14 protein-coding genes are annotated in these 18,566 nt (G+C 68.3%); 4 read left to right on the forward strand and 10 right to left on the reverse strand.

Going from position 1 to position 18,566, the window contains the following annotated elements; translation table 11 throughout:
- Positions 1-318: 318 nt before the first annotated feature.
- Both FRAEUI1C_RS40000 and FRAEUI1C_RS37895 read left to right on the forward strand, forming a co-directional pair.
- Positions 319-1,569: a phosphoribosyltransferase-like protein gene (locus FRAEUI1C_RS40000; protein WP_157735183.1), complete on the forward strand. Its 1,251-nt coding sequence runs from the start codon at positions 319-321 to the stop codon at positions 1,567-1,569.
- Between the two features lie 186 nt (positions 1,570-1,755).
- Complete coding sequence (locus tag FRAEUI1C_RS37895) at positions 1,756-2,877, forward strand: reverse transcriptase family protein (RefSeq protein WP_083819688.1); 1,122 nt, start codon at positions 1,756-1,758, stop codon at positions 2,875-2,877.
- Positions 2,878-3,328: 451 nt separating this feature from the next.
- On the opposite strand, the gene FRAEUI1C_RS34435 is transcribed toward FRAEUI1C_RS37895, so the two are convergent.
- From FRAEUI1C_RS34435 to FRAEUI1C_RS34475, 8 genes are all read right to left on the reverse strand, one after another.
- On the reverse strand, positions 3,329-4,414 hold the full coding sequence (locus FRAEUI1C_RS34435) for a coiled-coil domain-containing protein (RefSeq protein ID WP_013428021.1): 1,086 nt from the start codon (positions 4,412-4,414) through the stop codon (positions 3,329-3,331).
- Between the two features lie 347 nt (positions 4,415-4,761).
- Complete coding sequence (locus FRAEUI1C_RS34445; protein ID WP_013428022.1) at positions 4,762-6,807, reverse strand: ABC transporter ATP-binding protein; 2,046 nt, start codon at positions 6,805-6,807, stop codon at positions 4,762-4,764.
- A gap of 342 nt (positions 6,808-7,149) precedes the next feature.
- Positions 7,150-8,127 (reverse strand): thiopeptide-type bacteriocin biosynthesis protein, encoded by a 978-nt coding sequence (locus FRAEUI1C_RS34450; RefSeq protein ID WP_013428023.1) that lies wholly within the window; start codon positions 8,125-8,127, stop codon positions 7,150-7,152.
- Complete coding sequence (locus FRAEUI1C_RS34455) at positions 8,109-9,365, reverse strand: lanthionine synthetase C family protein (protein ID WP_013428024.1); 1,257 nt, start codon at positions 9,363-9,365, stop codon at positions 8,109-8,111. Before FRAEUI1C_RS34455 ends, FRAEUI1C_RS34450 begins: the two co-directional genes overlap by 19 nt.
- On the reverse strand, positions 9,352-12,414 hold the full coding sequence (locus FRAEUI1C_RS34460; RefSeq protein WP_013428025.1) for a lantibiotic dehydratase: 3,063 nt from the start codon (positions 12,412-12,414) through the stop codon (positions 9,352-9,354). Before FRAEUI1C_RS34460 ends, FRAEUI1C_RS34455 begins: the two co-directional genes overlap by 14 nt.
- Before the next feature lie 59 nt (positions 12,415-12,473).
- Positions 12,474-12,671, reverse strand: coding sequence for an FxLD family lanthipeptide (locus FRAEUI1C_RS34465; protein ID WP_013428026.1), 198 nt, complete (start codon positions 12,669-12,671; stop codon positions 12,474-12,476).
- 13 nt (positions 12,672-12,684) lie between these two features.
- A complete protein-coding gene (fxlM, locus tag FRAEUI1C_RS34470; protein WP_013428027.1) occupies positions 12,685-13,956 on the reverse strand; it encodes a methyltransferase, FxLD system in 1,272 nt (423 codons plus the stop codon).
- Positions 13,953-14,267 (reverse strand): DUF397 domain-containing protein, encoded by a 315-nt coding sequence (locus FRAEUI1C_RS34475; RefSeq protein WP_368411149.1) that lies wholly within the window; start codon positions 14,265-14,267, stop codon positions 13,953-13,955. Before FRAEUI1C_RS34475 ends, fxlM begins: the two co-directional genes overlap by 4 nt.
- A gap of 186 nt (positions 14,268-14,453) precedes the next feature.
- Here FRAEUI1C_RS34475 and FRAEUI1C_RS34480 point away from each other — a divergent pair, with 186 nt between their 5' ends.
- The gene (locus FRAEUI1C_RS34480; protein WP_198318679.1) at positions 14,454-15,641 is read left to right on the forward strand and encodes a helix-turn-helix domain-containing protein; all 1,188 of its coding nucleotides are present in this window, start codon (positions 14,454-14,456) and stop codon (positions 15,639-15,641) included.
- Entirely contained in the window at positions 15,638-16,189 is a 552-nt protein-coding gene (locus FRAEUI1C_RS34485; RefSeq protein ID WP_013428030.1) for a flavoprotein, read from the forward strand. Before FRAEUI1C_RS34480 ends, FRAEUI1C_RS34485 begins: the two co-directional genes overlap by 4 nt.
- A gap of 258 nt (positions 16,190-16,447) precedes the next feature.
- Here the strand turns inward: FRAEUI1C_RS34485 and FRAEUI1C_RS34490 are convergent, their stop codons facing one another.
- Positions 16,448-16,888, reverse strand: a complete 441-nt coding sequence (locus FRAEUI1C_RS34490; protein ID WP_013428031.1) for a very short patch repair endonuclease — start codon at positions 16,886-16,888, stop codon at positions 16,448-16,450.
- Between the two features lie 143 nt (positions 16,889-17,031).
- The gene (locus FRAEUI1C_RS34495) at positions 17,032-18,354 is read right to left on the reverse strand and encodes a DNA cytosine methyltransferase (RefSeq protein ID WP_157735188.1); all 1,323 of its coding nucleotides are present in this window, start codon (positions 18,352-18,354) and stop codon (positions 17,032-17,034) included.
- Between the last annotated feature and the right edge of the window lie 212 nt (positions 18,355-18,566).

An 18,566-nucleotide genomic window follows, 5' to 3' on the forward strand; every position in this document is an offset into this window, starting at 1 on the left:
TCAAACGCGCGGCCACACGTGACCTGATCAACCACCGCTGGCAGCGCCTCGATCTTCGCAAGTACTCTGGCGAAGCCGCCGGACCCCCGTGACCATCTGCATGATGTTGGAGTTGATGATGGTTCGACCGAAGGAGCGCAGGGGACTGGTCGGCAGCGCGGCCGAGCTCGTTGTAGACGGGCAGCACGGCTACCGGAGCCGGCGGGGTGCAAATGTCATGATGCTAGACCGCCCACTAAGGTACGTAGTCGGAAGCTGCGATGCAGCAGCGAGCCCTCCGGTACGAAGCCCTTACCATGCACCATGGCTACTCGCGTGATGGCCACGCAGGCGCAATCGTTTCGCAAGCCGAGCGAGACGGCGCGCGGAAAAGCCTGGATCGAAAACTTCGCGATGGAAGACCGCCCAACCGCCCAGATTCTAATCGATGCGCTTCGTATCGCGTCGGAAACCGAGGTCAGGGCTGGGACTCTCGCCCTGCTCGACGGCGTATTGCCGGAACTGCCGAAGCCAGCGCTAGTCCTTCCCGTTCGGAGCCTAGATGACTTTGGTGATGCGAGAGAACATAAGCCGATGGTCTACCGAGATTTTACTCCGTATGGAGATTACAACGCCGAGCCGGGTAGCGAGGTGCTCGCGGCCAGCCTGATACGTGAAATAATCAGAGACAACGGCCTGCACCAAGGTATTCTTCCGCCGGCTTCAAATCTTGAAGATCTCCGGTCGAACAAGTGTAGGTCACTGGTCTTGGTCGATGACTATTCGGGCAGCGGCAGTCAAGTAATATCGTATGTAAAAAGTTGGCTTCGACATCCCTCCATCAGAAGTTGGAGGTCATACGGTCTCCTGCAAGTGTACGTTATCCTCTACGCAGCGTCCCCTCTCGCCATCAAGGCACTCGGAAGAAGCGGGCTGATTAAAGACGTTTACATCTACGAGATGGCAGCAAGTTTCGCAGAGGCACAATGGGAGAAAGGCGAGCTAGAGCGTGTTACCAAACTGTGCATACAGTACGCAAGCAAGAGACGCAAACGGGACGCCCTAGGGTACAAAGGAAGCGCGGGGCTCTTCTTAATTCAGCACACCGTGCCTAATAATCTCCCTGCAGTGATGCTGCAAGAACGACGCGTGCCCAGCCAGCCCTGGAGTCCGCTCTTTCCGAGACGCCAGTTTCCTCGCGACTTCCCGATGGAGCTGATTGGCTACCGCCAAGGCGCAGAATTTGAAATAGCACCCGGGAAAATCTCGGATCGGCGCCTTGAAAATGGTCTGCGGCGCGCCGACAAATCGACCGTCAAACGATACTTGAATTTGCTCGGTCTGATGGCTGGTGGACATACGTCCAACGAAGAGCTTGCCGCTTTCCTGTCTACGTCAATCATCGAAATTACACAGGCGATCACCACCATCGAAAGTTGGGGTTTGATCGATGGCCGTAGGCACCTGACCGACGAGGGTAGGGCCGAGCTGGCTCGGGTACGGATGAAACCGCGTCGCGTAACGTTCGCCTTGCAAGGTAGTATGGATCCGTACTACCCTCAACAGTTGAGGGGAGTTGGTGGCATCTAGTTGCTCCGAGGTACGTTCTCGGGCCGATCGGTTCCGTAGAGCTACGCTCTACGAGTTCCAAGGCGGATGGCGTCGCCATCCGTTTCGATCAAGCTCTCGCCTACGCCTCCTACTGCTGAACGAGCGCTATCCTACGACGTCTGGGCACTCGTTCAGCACCAGCCCGGCGGGATTCACCAAAGGTAGATGGTCATCGACTCCCCTCACGCCTACCGGCTACGCGGGCTCCAGCAGGGACATGATCCGGAACTCCTCCGGCGGGCCGTCGCCGAGGCGGATCGAGTCGAAGGCCGGGGCTTGACATCCGTATTGACGCTCAAGCATCTCGCCCACCAGACTGGCGCGACGTATATTTATCTACGCGAGATAGTTCAAAGGAAGCGCGATCCCTATACGGAAATCTTGCGGTCACGCGCCAACGGACGCCCGATGCGCCTGATATCGGCTCCAGATCCGGTCCTGATGTCTGTTCAGCGTTGGATTTTGGAAAATATCGTCGGTCGTCTGACTGTTCACCCGGCCAGCGCGGCATACGGCAAAGGGAATTCAGTCGCCGCCTGCGCGCGACGGCATGTCGGCGCTTCGTGGCTTGTTAAAATGGACGTCCACAATTTTTTCCATTCTATCGATGAACGCGCGATCTATAAGATCTTCCAGAATGTAGGTTACAGCAGCCTCGTTGCGTTCGAACTGTCGAGGATATGTACTCGACCGGTCCCGGGATCTCCTCATATTCATCCGGTCCGACGCGATCGCGTCATAGAGTCCTACAGTACGGCAAATCTAGGAATTCTTCCTCAAGGTGCGCCAACAAGCGGCGTACTCGCAAACATCTCCTTCTTTGCCTGCGATGAAATTCTGTCGTCCTTGGCTGAGAGCTGTGGTCTGGTATACACGCGCTACGCCGATGACATCGTCTTTTCGGCTGGAGAAAGTTTCACCAGACGGGACGCAGACGCTCTCATAGAGATTGCGAGGGACGCTCTATTGGCCCACGGATTGACGCCGCATCGTGGCAAGACACAAGTCGTCCCACCCGGAGGGCGACATATCGTTCTCGGCCTTCTGGTTGACGGTGACAGGGTACGTCTAACGCGCGAGTTTCGGCAACGTGTCCAAACGCACATACGCGGCGTCGAGAATTTCGGGCTCGCGACGCATCGGAGGCATCGCAAGTTTGCGTCGACGGCGGGCCTTATTAACCATGTGAATGGCCTTCTCGCGTTTGCATTCGATGTGGATCCAGCTTGGGCGGGGGAGATTCGAGCGCATTGGGCCTCGATCCTCGCCGCTCAAATGAACCGCTAATGCCTGCCGCGAAAATCGCGCGCCCGATGCTAGAATTCGCATACTTACCCGGATTTCGCGCATTATATTGACGACCGAGGGAATATGCCCACCTATCATTTTGGCGATGCCTTTAGACCCCAGCCGATAAATATCTTCGATTCCCCGCACGAGCCAGATGGGTGGTCGTCGCCTAGCGCGAGCGCGCGCTGTGCGAGCTGCCGTGGGTCGTCGGTGACGGCCAGCCCGTAAGTGTAGCCGGCAGCTAAAAGGTCCGTACTGTATAGGCAGCCAGATCGGCATCCGCCGGATAGATGAGCCGGACCTACTTCGCCGACGAATCCCCTGCCGAGACCGTCACCATCGTCATGGCCGGCCACTGCGACCTCCTCGCCTACCGCCTCGCCGTGAACTAAAAGGAGACGCGGTTAGGAACTCGGCACGCCTGGCGGCTCATCGACGCCCTCCGGATTCACCTGCTGGTTGATCGTGGCGAGTTGGTCGAGGGCGTCGTCCCGTGCCTGTTCGGCGGTCTGGCGGGCGGCGTCGGCACGAGCGGCGCGGCGGCGCGGTCGATGGCGTCGCGGACTTCGGTGCGGGCGGCTTCCAGGTGGGTGACGGCTTGGTCTGCGCGGGCCTGCTGGGCGGCGGCGGTTTCGCGGGCGGCGGCCAGGAGCTGCTCGGTCGTGGTGGCGCGTAGCTGGGCGATCTCGGCGGTCTGGCGGGCGGCGGACTCGTCCGCGCGGGCGGAGAGGAGTTGTCGGTCGGCGTCCGTGCGTGCCTGGTAGGCCTTGTCGCGGCCGGTCTCGGCGGCGGTGACGCGTTGCATGGCGCGGTCGAGGCTGGTCCGTAGGTGCGCGGCCTCGGTCTCGGCGATCTCGGCGCGGTGGATGGCCGCCTCGGCCGCGCGTTGCGCCTGGTCACGTCCGGCCTCGGCGGCCGTGCGGGCGGCGTCCGCGACCTGCGCCCGTCGGACGGCGTCGGCGGCGCGTTCGGCGGCTTCCTGCGCCCGCCGTGCCTGTTCCGCCGCGTGGGTCGCGGCCCCGGCCGCTTCCTGGCGAGCCTGGGTGGCGTCAGCGCGGGCGCGTTCCAGCTCGGTCTGCATTTCGGTCGCGGCGTCCTCGGCGGTCAGCCGGGCCTGCTGCTCGCCAGCGAGGCTGACCTCCGCGTCCGCAACCGTCTTCAGCGCCTCGGCCCGCACCGCGGTGAGTTCGGCGGCGACGGCTTCCGGGTCGGTCGCGGTCCCCAGCAGCTCCCGTGCCATACCGGCGGTGGCTTCGAACTCTCCGAGCAGTTCGGCGAGCCGGTCGACCGTGGCCCGCAGGGACGCACCCGCGAGACTCGCCGGCCGGTGACCGGTCTCGGCCGACTCGGGCTGCGCGCCGACGGGCGCCTTGCGGGCCCGGCGGGCGCGGAACGCCGTCTGCGCGGTGTGGTCCGGTCGGGCGCAGTACCGCGGCGCCGGTCCGCCGGTCGCGGGCGGCGGCGCGGCCGGCTCGTCGCAGCCGGGGTAGGCGCAGACCGTCCGTCGATCCACCACATCCGTTCGTTCGTTCATTACATCAGGATATGTACGAATGCGGCCGGCCGCGCCCGGTTGTTCACAGGCGTTGCAACCCGCGCACCTGTCGTCAAGGGACCGTTCTCGCGCGACGTGGCACAGCCACCACGGCAAGCGGTACGACGGCGACCCAAGCGAGGCCGGGATAGCCGGCCAATCACCCGCCGCCTGTCGGCAGGGTTCGGTTGAGCAGCTGCGCTGCGGCACGGGTGGCCTCGTGCAGCCTGCCGCCGAGATCTTCGGGAATCGCTCCGGCGCGCAGTCCCCGCGGGTGACGAGGAGGTGAAGCGCGGCGGCTTGAGCTGGCAGAAGAAGTGCGGCACACCTTGAGTGGTCGGCCGCGATCAGTCGACCGGGATGGTGTCGACGAACTGGCGGGCCTGCAGGGTGAACAGGTCCGGATAGATGCCGGGTCGGTTCATCAGCTCGGCGTGGGTGCCCTCGTCGGCGACCAGCCCGTCGTCGAGAACGTAGATGCGGTCGGCGGTGCGGACGCTGGCGAGGCGGTGCGTGATCAGCAGGACGATACGATCCTTACCGAGGCTTTGGATCAGGTCGAACAATGCCTGCTCGGCCCGGGCGTCGAGGGCCGCCGACGGTTCGTCGGCGATGAGAATGGGTGCGTCCCGGTAGACAGCCCGCGCGCAGGCGATGCGCTGCCACTGGCCGCCGGAGAGGTCATGGCCCGAGTTGTACTGGCGGGCCAGCGAGGTGTCGTAGCCGTGCGGCAGCTTGTCGATGACCTCGTCGGCCCCGGTGGCGGCGGCCGCCGCGATGACACTGTCCGGGCCGTCGGTCGCCAGCCGGGCCACCCGGCCGACGGCGATGTTCAACCGGGCCGACATCGGCCACCGGGTGTAGGCCTGCGGAATGAGGCCGACTCGGTCGCGGACGCTGTCCGGGTCGACGCCGGCGAGATCGACGCCGTCCCAGCGCACAGTGCCACTGTCGGGCACGTAGAGGCCGGCGAGAACCTTGGCCAGGGTGGATTTCCCGCTGCCGTTGGCGCCGACGAAAGCGACGACCTGGCCCCGGCGCAGCTCGACGGAGACACCCCGCAACGCGGTCGTCTCCGTGTGCGGATAGGTGTAGGTGACGCCGTCGACGCGAATGACGTCCGGGCTGACCGGGGCAGCCAGCGACCGCGGCGGCGGAATCCGGCGGGTCGCCTCCAGAATCCATGCCTGGTACTCGTCGAAGTAAAGGAAGTTCTCGTACGCGTCGTTCAGGCTGGTCAGCGCCGTCGACAGGGCGCCGCGTCCGTTGCGAATCGCGAGCACTGCCGCGCCGGCGGCGGCGAGTGGCATCACCCCGGTATCGAGCAGCACGACCAGCGTGCCGTAGACGGCGCCTAACGCGAGCCCGGCGACGCTCTCGCCGACTAGCCGGTAGCGTGCCTGGCCACGCCCGACCCGCAGCGCCTCGGCCTCGTTTCCGCGGGCGATCACGGAATACTCGTCGAGCAGGAAGCGACCGAGCCCGAACGAGCGAATCTCGGCCGCCGAGTCCCGGTCGATCATGTAGTAGCGCAACATGAACTGGCGGCGCACGAGGCGGATACGGCCCAGCCAGGACGCGTAGGCCAGCCGGGCCGAGCGGGCAGTCGCCCAACCGTCCGGGAGAATCGAGAGGATCAACAGCGGCACCAGCAGCGGGTGCAGGACGCCGAGGACGCCCGCCGCGGCCACGAGCCGGACCACCGAGGTGAAGACGGTGGTGGCATTGTCGACGAGCTGGCGGCCGCTGACGGCGCCCCGCTCGGCGGCTTCCAGGTCGTCCACGAAGCGGGGATCGTCGAATGCCATGACCGACGTCGTGGTGGCAAGGTCGAGCAACCGGACCACGCACACCCGGTCGATCCGGGGCCCGAACCTGGCGCGCAGCAGGTTCTCCACCAACGACAGCGCGGTCCGGACGAGCCCTGCGGCGAGGATCAGGGCGAGCGCTGGCAGTGCGTGGCGGACCCGGTCCGGCGTCGGGCCGGCGGTGAGCAGCCCGCCAAGCGCGCCGGCCACCGCGAGCAGGCCGGCGGCCTCGACGAGTCCCGCGACAACGCGGACCGTCACCAACGCGATCAGACCGTTCCGATCAGCCTCCCAGGCGAGCGACCAGGCCAGCCGGAGCAGGCCCGGGAGCCGTTTGACCATGGTGCGTACCCCGGTACGTTCCATCGTTTTCTCGTGCTTGCGCCAGGCACTGCTGGTGTCGTCGTCCTCCTTCCCGTAGGTAAGGACAGGATCATGCGGGATCGTCGCTCGGACCTCCGGGTCCGGTGCGCTGCCGCTGGGCTGGTCTTCCAGGCTCTCGGCTGGGGTGGTGGCCGGGGTGGGATCGCGCTGCGCCGGTACCTGGTTCGTGTCTGAGGTGTCGGGTACGTCAGATGTCGCCACCTACCCAGGGTGGGCGACCCGGCATTGGCGATCCCTCCAATCCGGCGCTCAGGCCGGATTCCGCGTACGGATACCCAGATTTAGCCTGTTTCCTCAAAGGGAAATTCGACGCGCGAGGGCGCGGCGCCCGATCCGAGACCAAGCCACCTGACCAGTCAGAAGGCGCTGGTGGCGGTGGGCTAGTCGTACAGCGTGGACAGGAGCATGTCTTCCCTGCTTTCGAGGCGAGAGACGGCGGCCTGGCGACTCCGAGCTTCTTGGCGACCTCGGACTAGGTCATCTCCGCCGCTTTGCGGATCATCGCAAGGTCAATGGCGTAGATCCAGTCCGGTCCATCTCCAGTCACATGCCCCTCGGGCCGAGGATGGCTTGGCGGGCGGCGTGCGCCAGGAGCGCCTGGGTTCGGGTAGGTAGGCCGAGTCGGTTCCAGTGGAAGATGGCGTGGTAGCTGAGGACGTCGCGCAGTCCGCGGTGTAGGAGTCCGCTCCGGTTAGCGTCCGCGAGTGCCCGGCCGGCCGTAGCGCATGCCTCGGCCCAGCGGGCTTGGGAGGCGACAGGCCCGCCGGGGCCGAACAGTGGCCCGTCGGGTCTGGTGTCGGCGCGCAGCAGGGTGGCCAGGGTTTCGCTGAGATCGGCGATCTTCTCAGCGGGCACCTCGCGAGGTAGGGCTCGTTCGGTGCAGACGCGGTCGAACAGGTCTCCGCGCTCATACCACTCCAGGCCGGCGCCGCGCAGTAGCGCGCTGAGGAGCAGGAGCGACAACTCGCGTCGCCCGACGCCAGGGCCGTCCGTGATGGCTAGATCGAGCGCGCCCCGGCTGTCGGCGGCGAAGAGGGCATGCGCGATGTCCATGGCTATGCCGCCACCGAACGCGGCGGTTTCCGGTTCGTAGACCCCAGGCCGCCAGGCGTCCAAATGTCCGTCCGCGACGAGTTGGTCGAGGGCCGCCTCGATCGTGGCGGGCGGGCCCGGCCGGGTCGGGTGGAGCCGTAGGCGCCAGCAGGGGTGTTTCCGCATGAACCACCAGGTGCTGATCTGGCCGTGCCGTTCGGCGTCGTCCAGGATCCGGACCAGGTGGGCTGCCGCGACCTGGTCGGCGTGCTGCCAGTCAGAGAACCGCAGGTAGATCTGGCGCCAGGCGGTGTCGCGGTGCGCGGCGAGGGCCCGGCGGCCGGCTGTGCGGTAGATCTCGGTCGCGGCGGCCAGGTCGTCGGGGTCTAGGCCCGACCTGGTGGCTGTGGCCAGGATTGCGTCGCCGCTGAGGACCCGGAGGATCGCGTGCTCGGTGGTGGCCGGATGGGCTAGTTGATCAGAAGGCATGTGTCCCATCCCGACAGCGGGGCTGTGTTCGTGGCTGCGGTGTGCAGCGCCAGCGCGATGCCGGCGCCGCCGGTCAGGAACCCCGGGTCGGTCTGGTCCGCGGTTCGAGCGGTTCGCAGGAGACGGGCGGCGTGTGCCGGTAGTCGGGCGCGCAAATCGCCGGTCGTGGCATCGGTGGCGGCTCGCCAGACGGTTTGGAAGAGGCCGGCCTGGCCGTGGCAGAGGCCGGGGTCTACGAGGCGGGCCTGTTGGGTGGGGTCGTCGAGGCAGGCGAGCAGGGCCTGTTCGTAGGCCGCTTGGCGGTGGCGGTCGCCAAGGGCGAGGGCGGCGAGCTGGCCGGCGCGGGTGATGCCGGGCGTGCCGTAGCACCAGCTGGGGCGGGCCGGGCGAGGTTGGGCGCAGCGCCCGGTGCGGAGCTCGTCGAGGGCGAGATGTTCGGGCCACCATGGACCGGCGGAGTCGTCTTGCTGCCAGCCGTCGAGCCAATCGCAGACGGTGGCGATCGCGTCGAGCTGTCCGTCGACGACGGTGCCGTTGCGGGCGGCGAGGCTGAGCAGGGCAAGCGGACCGGTGATCCCGTGGGCGGCGCCGAGGTTGCCGTGGCCGCCGCGGAACGCTGGGGTGTGTCGGCGGTGGGGGTCGTGGTCGACCCACCAGCCGGGCAGCGTTTCGCCGTCTACGGTCAGCGGTCTGGTCAGTGCGACGAGGGCGGTCAGGGCCTGTTCGGTCGCGCTGTGGGTTGGGGCTCGGCGTAGGAGAAGGGCACCGAGCCCGGTCAGACCGCCGAAGACGTCGTACTCGGCGAACGACGCGAGCCGGCCGGACTGGATGCGGGCGAGGGCTTGGGCGGCACGGCGGTGCGCGAGCCGGGTGACGGCGGCGTCGAGGTCTGCGAGCCCTGCCTGGTAGCGGTCGGTAGGACCGGCTGCGGCATTGAGGATGAACGTCAGGGCCGGCGCTCCGAAGTAGAGCCCGGCGGTGTCGTGGTCGCTGGCGGGCTCGGCGGCAACGGCACAAATCCACTGGTGGGCTCGGTGCCAGCTTTCGAGGCCGGCGCGGGCGCGTTCGATGTGTGCCAGCGCGATGCCGGCGGTGCCGTTAGCCAACGCCGCTCCGGTGGCCAGGGCGTCCGCGGTTCGCGGCGGCACGGCGCCGATCTCGTGGAGGTGACGTTCAGCCTCGGACGCGAGGTCGGCCGGGGACGGGAGCCCAGAGGCCGTGGTGTCAGCCGTTCGCATGGATGGCCTGGGCGTGCAGTGCCAGCGCTCGGGCGAGGCGGCCCGTGACGCGCTCGGCGTCGGGGTCGGCGCCGACCGTCCGCAGGTGGTGCAGGTGCAGCAGCGGCCCGAGCACGCCAGCGGGCTCACGCTGGGACACCAGCTCTCTGGCGTAGGTGGTAAGCGCGGCGGCGCGGTCCTGCCAGGCGGCGGTCACCGCACGGCCCGCGGGCATCTCAGCGAGTGGTCCGGGTCCCTCGGCGAGCGCGATGACCTGGCAGCGAAGAGCTCGATCGAGAGGGCCGTGGCTCTGGGGCACCGTGTCCAACAGCCACTCCCGCCCGGTGGCCGCGTCGCCGGCGAACGCCGAGGCGAGGTCGAGGAAGCTCAGCGCCGTCAGCGCCTGGGGATCTGTCCCGGTGCGGGCGGCGCGGATCTGGGCGAGCGCGGCGGCCGAGTCGGCCCTGAATGCGCCCAGGGCGGCATCGAGCGCGGCGCCGTGACCGTAACGGCCAGTGGGTGGCTGCCAGCTGGCGAAGGTCAGCTGCGCGGCCAGCCTCTCACGGTCCAGTTCTTCGGCCCAGTCCGCGAGCTGGCCTGCGGCTGCCGCATAGGCGCCTGGTTCACCGACGTCCACGAACAGCGCCAGGTACTGGTCACCCTGATGGTCTTGCAGGTTGCGATACCGATGGAACCACCACGCCGGGTCGCCAGAGAGCCGGCGAAGCAGGCGGGGGAGATGATCGGCGAGTATGTCGTCGAACCGTTCCGGATGGGCGTACAGCCGGGCCGCGACGACCGATGAGGCCGCCGGAAGGCGAAGGGCGGCAGCCAGTACGGGCCGCGACGATGGACGCTTGCGCGAGACTGGAACGACGTCCCGTTCGACGCGGGTCAGGGGTAAGAGGAGTTCGTGGGCGCGCCCGATCCAGCCGAGTTGCTCGGGCGGCGCGGTCTCGCGCAGTTCCAGCCGTCGAGCGCTTTGGAGACGACTGCGCAATAGGTGCCGGTGGGCCGGGTGTCGCAAGTCGACGGGCTGGCGCCGATCGTGCTCGACAAGTGCGACGTGGTCCGGGACCTGCCAGTGCGCGCGCCAGCCGGCCAGGGCCTGCTCCCACTCGGCGGGAGCGGCGCGGCGCCCGGGGAGCTGGGCGGCGTCGAGCAGCCAGCGGGCCGGGGACAGGATCGTGCGCCGGTAGCGGACCCGCGGCAGGTACGGCAGGCGGGACGCGGCTCCGAAGGAGAACGACCCGTACATCGCACACGTAGCGATCGACACCTCGGCGAGGAACCGGGCTAGAGGCGGCGTATGGACGCTGGCCTCCAGCGCGTTCGGCACCAGGGGCGCGACCCGATCGCCGGTCGAGAGCTGGATCAGGTCGAAGCCCTGGTCATCGGCTGTGACTGCCAGGTCCGACAGGTCGATCACATCTGCGCCAGGCCGCCGATGCTCAGCGAGGGAAATCAGTTTCGGGCTCCACCGACCATTGCGGGTGACGTTCTCGCTGCGCTGGCGACGCGGTGCGAACGACAACTGCGCCGCCACCAGCCCCGGCTCGCCCGGCTCGAACGTCCGACGAACCGCCGCGAACTCTTCCGGTGGCAGCAGGTAAGCGTGTCGTGCGGCCATGCTGCTCGCCGGGCGGGGGGTGCCAGTGACCTCCAGCGTGAACCGGCCGGCCTGGAGCTGCGCGACGGTCCACGCGTGGATCTCGAAGGCCACCTCAGTACGCGGCGGCAGCACCGGACCAGCACCACTGTCCGCGCACAGCCCGGCAATCACCGCGTCGGTCACGAGCAGTTCACCGCCGCTGGCCATCGCCTCCTGGACGAGCGCCATCACCTTTTCGTCACGTTCACTCAGCTGGCGTGGCGGCGTCTCACGCGCCGAGCCGAGGAACCCGGCCGGCAACCCCAAGCCGCTGTCCGCGACCAGGTCGAGGACCGGGACCAGGGCGCCCGTGCCGTAGCGGGCGCGGAACGCGTTGTGGTACTCCCGCCAGGCCGGATGCCCGAACGGGTGGGGCGAAAGGCGATAGAGCACGGTCACGGCGTCCCGGATCTCGCGAGCGACCGCGGGCGGGATCTCGGCCTCACAGTCGGCGACCGTGTCGATCAGCAGCGGTGACCGCGCCGCCGGGGCCTGGGCGATCATTCGTGCACTGACCCCGGCCGGGACGGTGTCGACCGGGTCCGCGGGCAAGGCGTCGCGGATCGCGTACAGCTCGCCGACCAGGTCCGCGACCTCGGCGATGGCCGCCGCATCAACGTCCTGGAGGACCTGGCAGACGGCGCGCAGCGCGTCCGGTTCGCTAATCGGAACCCGCAGCGCGCTGATCAGAAACCGGTTGCCGACCAGGCCGCGAAGGACCCCATCTAGCTGGTCAGCGCTGGCGGCCGGGAACCGGGACGCGAGCAGCTCGCGAAGCTCGTCGAGCGGAACCGGGGCGGTCGCCGCGTCAAGAGCGAAGACCACGGGGCCGGTCGCCCGGACAGAAACCTCCAGCGCCGCCTCCCCGGGCGGGCCTGCGTCCGGCGCGGTTCCGGGAGCGACCAGGCGGCCACCTCGCCGGACGATGGCATTGCAGGCCACGACCGGTATCCGGGCAGCCAGCTCGGGGCACGGCCCGAGCCGAGCGGTCACCTCACCGAGCCAGCCAGCATCCGCCCGGACCGCGTACCGGTGGCCAGTGCCGCAGCGAACCTTCGCCGCCGCGCTCTCGAACCGCGCGGGGCCGACCCCGGCGAACAGGCCGAACGGCGTCTGCCGACGCTGCCAGCGAAGCAGGTACGACGCCAGCGACGCCGCCACCCGCCGGACGCGGGCGGGAGCCGCTCCGCTGTCGGCGAGGACCGTCTCGATCTGCGCGCACAGCGCGGGACTCGCGGAGACCAAAGCCTCACGGATCTCCGCGCGCTTCCAGGTCGTCGTCAGCCACACGAGAAGCGGGCCGACGGGAGCAGTGGGGGACAGATCCAGGGATTCCGGGAGATCAAGCCCTCCTGGTTCGGTCGTGATCCGCAACAGCCCGACCGGGCTCCAGGACAGCTCTGCCGCCCCCGTCGCCATCACTTCGCCTTTCGCCGAGGCCCGGCCGCCGGCGTGCCAGCGGCCGGGAACCTCACCGGTCAGAACACGTTGTTGGCCACCGACTGACAGGCGCTCGCGCCGTCCTTGCAGGTCTCACCGCAACCGTCATTGGTCGGGCAGTCGCCGCTCAGCGGCGACCGGGCGGAGAGGATGACCCGGACGTCGAGGGTGAACTCGTCCTCGTCCACGGGCCGGTCGAGCAGCGCGGTGGCGCCGCCGGAGGGCTGGAAGGTCATGAAGATCAGCTCCTTACAGTGGGAGGGGTTGGTGAGCGGTGTCCTGGCCCGTAAGGGAGTCCGCCGGACGGGGCCAGGACAGGACGATCCGGCTGTGGATCTTGTCGATGACGCGGTCCCCCGCCGGAAGCTCGGCGTCCGGGGTCGCGGCCGAAACGACGAGGTAGCGCGGTCCCGGGCCGCCACGATGGTCCCGGTCCCAGATACGCACCTGCTCGGCGACGGTCACGGCGAGACCCGCGGCGTTCGGCCCGTGGGCGTAGACATCGAGGGTGAAGTCGCCGCCGTCGAGCCGGCGGGTCACGACGTAGGCGGCGCTGCCGGCTTGGACGACCGCGAACCCAATGGCCCGGCTGGGCAAAGGCCGCGTCGCGGCCTCGTTCCGCTCGCCGTCAACGCTCAGCCGGCAGAAGCCCGGCAGCGCTGTGGCCAGCCACATCTGCATCGTCGCCCACGGCTCGCCCATCCGAAGGCCCGCGCCGCTGTCGACCACCAGCGGCTCCGAATCGAGCACGCAGGCCAGCGCCGCCGGATCCGCCGGCGCGCCTTCGTCGAAGATCAGCGTCACCGCTCCCCCGGCCAAGGGCAGCTCGAAGCTGTGATGCGCGCCAGCTCCCTGCATCGGGACGAACCCGAACTGCTTCGCCGAGTCGGAGACCAGCAGGTCGCTGGCCTTCTCGAACGCCACGGTGCGCATGAGACCCATGACCTGCAACGGCACGACCAGCCGCCCGCCCTCGACCAGCTGATCCCGCCAGGCCGGCGGGATATCCCACGCCCCGACCGTGACCAGCACCCGGTCAAAGGGGGCGAACTCCGCCACACCGGCCTCGGCGTCGGCAAGCACCACGTGCACGTCCGGGTAGCCGGCCTGAGCGAGGAACCGCGCGGCCCGACCGGTGACGAACTCGTCGATATCGACGGTCACGACCCGGCCAGACGGCCCGACCAGCTCGGCCAGGTAGGCGGCGTTCATCCCACCGGAGCCAACTTCCAGGACGTTCATCCCCGGCTCGATCCGGGCCTGCTCCAACATGTGCGCCTGCGCCTGCGGCGCCGACAGCGAACTCAACGACCGGCCACCCACGTCCCGCTTCGTCACCAGCCCGTTCCACGGGTGATAGACCGCGCTCAGCTCAGCCCCCGGCGCGAACAGCTCCCGGGGTACCCGTCGCATCGCTGCCTCGACAGCCGGCGAGGCGATCGTCCCGTCGGCCACGAGATCATCGACGACCTTGTTGCGAAGACGAGCAGCCTGCTCGTCTGTCGCCCCGGCATCAGTCACGAGCCATCCCCTTCTACGTGATCGTTGGCTGGCTGCGTTTGCCGTCCCTCGGCGGATGGCAGCTGGTCGTACTCACCGCGCTTGACCGCCGCGAGAAACGACCGCCACGCACCGGAGGAAATGACGGTCGCCCCGCTGAGCGAACCCCTGAGCACGACCGCGACGTCTGGCAGCTCCCAGGCCGCCTCGACGCAGTCCACCACCTTCGGATCCCCCAAAGACGGACGCCGCCACCCCGGCGAGCCGGTACGGCCGTCGGCGAGCCTGGACGTAGGCGCAGCGGTCACGGCACCTCCCACTTCTCCATGCACGACAGGCCTGGGACCAGCGACAACGGGCCCGCTCCCGTGCGCAGCGGCGGATCAGATGCGAGATCCACCCTCGCCTCCATCGCCCGGCTGCATCACGGTAAGCGCAAGACCGGAGACGGTAGGTAGACACTTTGGGTACCTTGCTGACGAAAGCTCGACCGGGGAAAGCGAGCCACGTCCATGGACATGGGCACGATCGCGGCGCAGGTCCGGACCTGGCGCGTCCGCCGAGGCCTCACCCAACAGCAGTTCGCCGACGCCCTCGGACGCCACGTCACCTGGGTGAAGAAGTTCGAGGCCGGCGACCGACAAGCCGACCCACGCCTGAGCCTCCTGGTCCAGATAGCCCAGGTACTCGACGTCACCCTCGACGTCCTGCTCGGACAGTCCGACACTGCAGCCGGCTCGCGGGCCTCGGCCATGTCGTCCGGCGACCTCCGGGCCGCACTGCTCAGCCCGGTCGCGCATGACCGTCCGCAGAACAACCAGGCCCTGAATCGACGGGTTGCCCACGGCTACCTCGCCTATCAGGCGTCCAACTACCAAGACCTTCAGCGCCTCCTGCCCGGCCTGCTCGCGGACGCACGCTCGACCGCGGCCACCAACCCCGGCGAACCTTCGACGACGCACGTCCTGGCCGAGACCTACCACCTCATCTCGATCACGCTGATGAAGCTCGGGGACCCCGACGCGGCCTGGCACGCGGCCGACCAGGCCCTGGCCACCGCCGAGACCCTGGACGACCCGGTCACCGCAGCCCTCTGCGGGCAGGCACTCACCTGGGCAGCAACCGGAATCGGCCACGGCGCCACCGGCGCGGCCATCGCCCAGGCCGTTCTCGACCGCCACGCCGCCACCCTCGCCACCCGCGATGAGGAAGGCTGGACGGCCATAGGAATGACCCAGCTCAAGGCCGCCGTCGCCGCGGCCGACACCGGCAACCTCACGCTGACCCGCCACATGCTCGCCGAAGCCCGCGTGTCAGCCGACCACGTCCGTCCCGACGCGAACATCCGCCTCACCGGATTCAACGCGACCAACGTGCTGCTCTACGAAGCCTCCGTACTCGCGCAACTCGGCGAACACCTCGCCGCGCTGAACGCGGCCGAGCGCATCCACCCCGCAGCGCTCACAGCGCTCCCCAGAGAACGACGCACCCACCACCTCGTCGACACCGCCGGCTCAGCCCAGGCAGCCGGACGCACCGACCAGGCCCTGCGCATGCTCCTGGACGCCGAACAGATCAGCCCACAGGAGGTACACACGCTCCCCGCCGCCCGCACCGTCATCAAGGCTCTCGTCCACGCTCGACGCGGGCCATCCGGCGGAAGCGGGTTGCGTGAACTCGCGCGACGCGCTGGAGTTCCCGCGTGACCACGACCCCCACCAGCCCCGGCAGCGTCCTCTACGCAGTCGTCTGCGCCGCGCCGCCAGCACTCCATATCCGCACCCTGATCAGCCAAGCCCAGGAACGCGGCTGGGACACCTGCCTCATCCTGACCCCCACCGCCGCCCGCTGGCTCGACGACGACCTCCCCGCCCTGGAGAAAATCACCGGCCACCCGACCCGCTCCACCTACAAACTGCCCGGCGAACCCGACGTCCTACCCCCACCCGACGCCATCCTCGTCGCCCCCGCCACCAACAACACCATCAACAAATGGGCCCTCGGCATCAGCGACACCCTCGCCCTCGGCCTCATCACCGAAGCCATCGGGAAGCGGCTACCCATCGCCGCATTGCCCTTCTTGAACAAGGCGCAGGCCGCCCATCCCGCGTTCCCACGCAGCGTCGACGTCCTGAACGAGGCCGGAGTGCGTGTCCTACTCGGCGCCAGCGGATACGCACCCCACGGCCCTGGTGAATCACGACCAGACCAATTCCCATGGCATCACGGTCTGGACGCATTGGTGATCTATTGATCACCCATCGGGCAGGTTTCTTTGAAACTCGATGCTGCTAGCACTTTGGCACCAGTCGGTCGGCTGCGTCTCCTCGGAAGCCGCGACGGCAGTTCATTTCTGGTGATCAGTCGTCCTGGGTGTCACCCCGATTCGGCGTCGCGCGTCAGCCGGCAGACCAGTCCCGCCCGCTTGGCGATGTGCCACACGTGCGACATCTGGCCGAGTGCGGCAGGCACGCTGGCCGAAAGCAGGAGAGGCTCGTTGCCAGGTTTGTCCTTACGTGCGATCCGCTTCCGAGGTCGAGGGCGCCGCGGCCGGCAAGCGCTGGCCCCGGCGCAGGGTCCTCCGGGAGGCAACGAGTTCTGCGACCTGGCCGGCGACGGTTTTCGGGTCGTCATGTTCCCACACGCGGACCACTGCCCAGCCTGCTTCCTGGAGCCTGCGGTCGGTGTCGGTGTCGCGAGCTTTGTTGCCGGCAATCTTGTCGGGCCAGTACCAGGTGTTCGCGGCAGGGCGGGGGTTTCCGTGGACTGGGCAGCCGTGCCAGAAGCAACCGTCGACGAAGACGGCGACCTTCGACGGACCGAAGACCAGATCGGCGCGGCGGCGCAGATCGCGGAGAGGCTGGACGTCGACGCGGTAGCGCAGGCCCATCCCGTGGAGGCGGCGGCGGAGGGCGAGTTCGGGCGCGGTGTCGCGGGTTCGCTGGAGTTGCATCCGCCTGCGCACGCCCCCCGACGACGCGTAGGACGCGGCGAGCGACGTGTCCCGGGCAGTGCGGCGCCGGGTAGGTGCTCGGCCGGTGGCGGTCGCCGGCCGACCTTGCGTCCGACCGTCGTCGGCCGCTGGCGAGGTGTCAATCACGGGGTACGCAGTACTCCCAGCTCCGCGAAGACGTTGTGGTCAATCAGCGCCTTGGCTGCGGCTTGGGCGAGGAGCGGCGGCACCGCGTTCCCGACCTGCCGATAGCGCGAATGCGTCGCGCCGCCTGGCAGGCGACCCGGCAGACCGTCCCCCCGCCGCTTGTCGGTAGTGAACTCGAAGTAGTCGGGGAAGCTCTGGAGGCGGGCGAACTCCCGCACGCTGAGGCTCCGGGACTCGCGGTAGTGGTATGCACAGTCAGCCTTAGTATTGATCGTCCAGGCCCACAAGTCGGGGTGAAGGCGGCGGTAGGCGCTGTAGTGCCGCCGTTCGAGCCGGCCGGTGCCGCTGTGCTGGCCCCACTTGGCGTCGGTCAGGTAACGCGCTCGGAACTCGTCCGGGAGGTCGCGGTGGTTCCCGCCGGCGGGAATCTCGTTGAGGCGGAGGACTGTGTCCTCCCTGATCCGCGGCACGCTCACATTCGTCAGCGACGGAGCTACGAGCCCGCGCCGCATGAGTCTTTGGTAGGCGCTGCCGGGCGAGCCCAACTCCGTGCGCTCTATGGCGTCGTCGCGCCGTCCCGAAGCCAGCCCCTCAAGATCACTGATCGCCTGTGCGACCGTTACTGCCTGCAGGCTTGACCAGTCCGCGAGCTGAGCTGCGAGCTCGTCGGCCTCGGCTCCGCCAGCAACGCCGACCTTGTAGGCAAGCGCCCTCTCCTCCTTCGCTCGCTCAAGGCGAACGAGGCCCGTGGCACCCGATCCGTCGAGCACGGGTACAGATATCCCCCGCCGGCGGCGGACGCCCAGGAAGAGAAGCCGCTCGCGGGTCTGGGGGACGCCGAAGTTGGCTGCGTCAACGAGCTGGGCCGTCACGTCGTATTCGCCGTCGAGGGAAAGGTCTGCCACAACCTGATCCTGCACGCCCATCTGCGCAAGGCCCGGGACGTTCTCCATGAGGAATGCAACGGGCCTGACCTCGCGGACTGTTCGCACGAACTCGCGGTACAGCGAGTTTCGCGGGTCGTCGATCAGGCGGGCGTGGTTCCGCACCTGTGAGTACGCCTGACACGGCGGTCCGCCGACGATCATGTCCGCGCCGGCCGCCAAGTCCACCAGCCGCTCGCGCAGGGCCGGCAGCCTGAGGTCCCCACAGAGAACCTCCGCCCTCGCGAAGTTACGCTCATAGGTCGCGCAGGCATCAGGATCGTGGTCGGCGGCAGCGACAACCTCAAAGCCGACCCGGCGAAATCCCTCCGACAGCCCACCGGCGCCACAAAAAAGATCAACAAGCTTCGGTTTCCGGGGACCTGCCGATCCCATCCGTGGCAGGGGCGGCTGCGGAGCGGCGAGCCATTGCTTCTGGCGGGGAAGCGAGCTCGCCGTCGCCGTCACCGCAGCCGTCGCCTCCCCCTCGCCGTGACCTGCGCATACGCGGCCCCGGGAGGGCGCTACTGGACAGTACCGGCCGGGCCAATCAAGGTCAACAGGGGTATCGGGCAGCGACCCCCGGGCACCAGGGCGCCACTATCGCG

This window comes from Pseudofrankia inefficax, from assembly GCF_000166135.1.
In the GTDB taxonomy this organism is placed as follows: domain Bacteria; phylum Actinomycetota; class Actinomycetes; order Frankiales; family Frankiaceae; genus Pseudofrankia; species Pseudofrankia inefficax.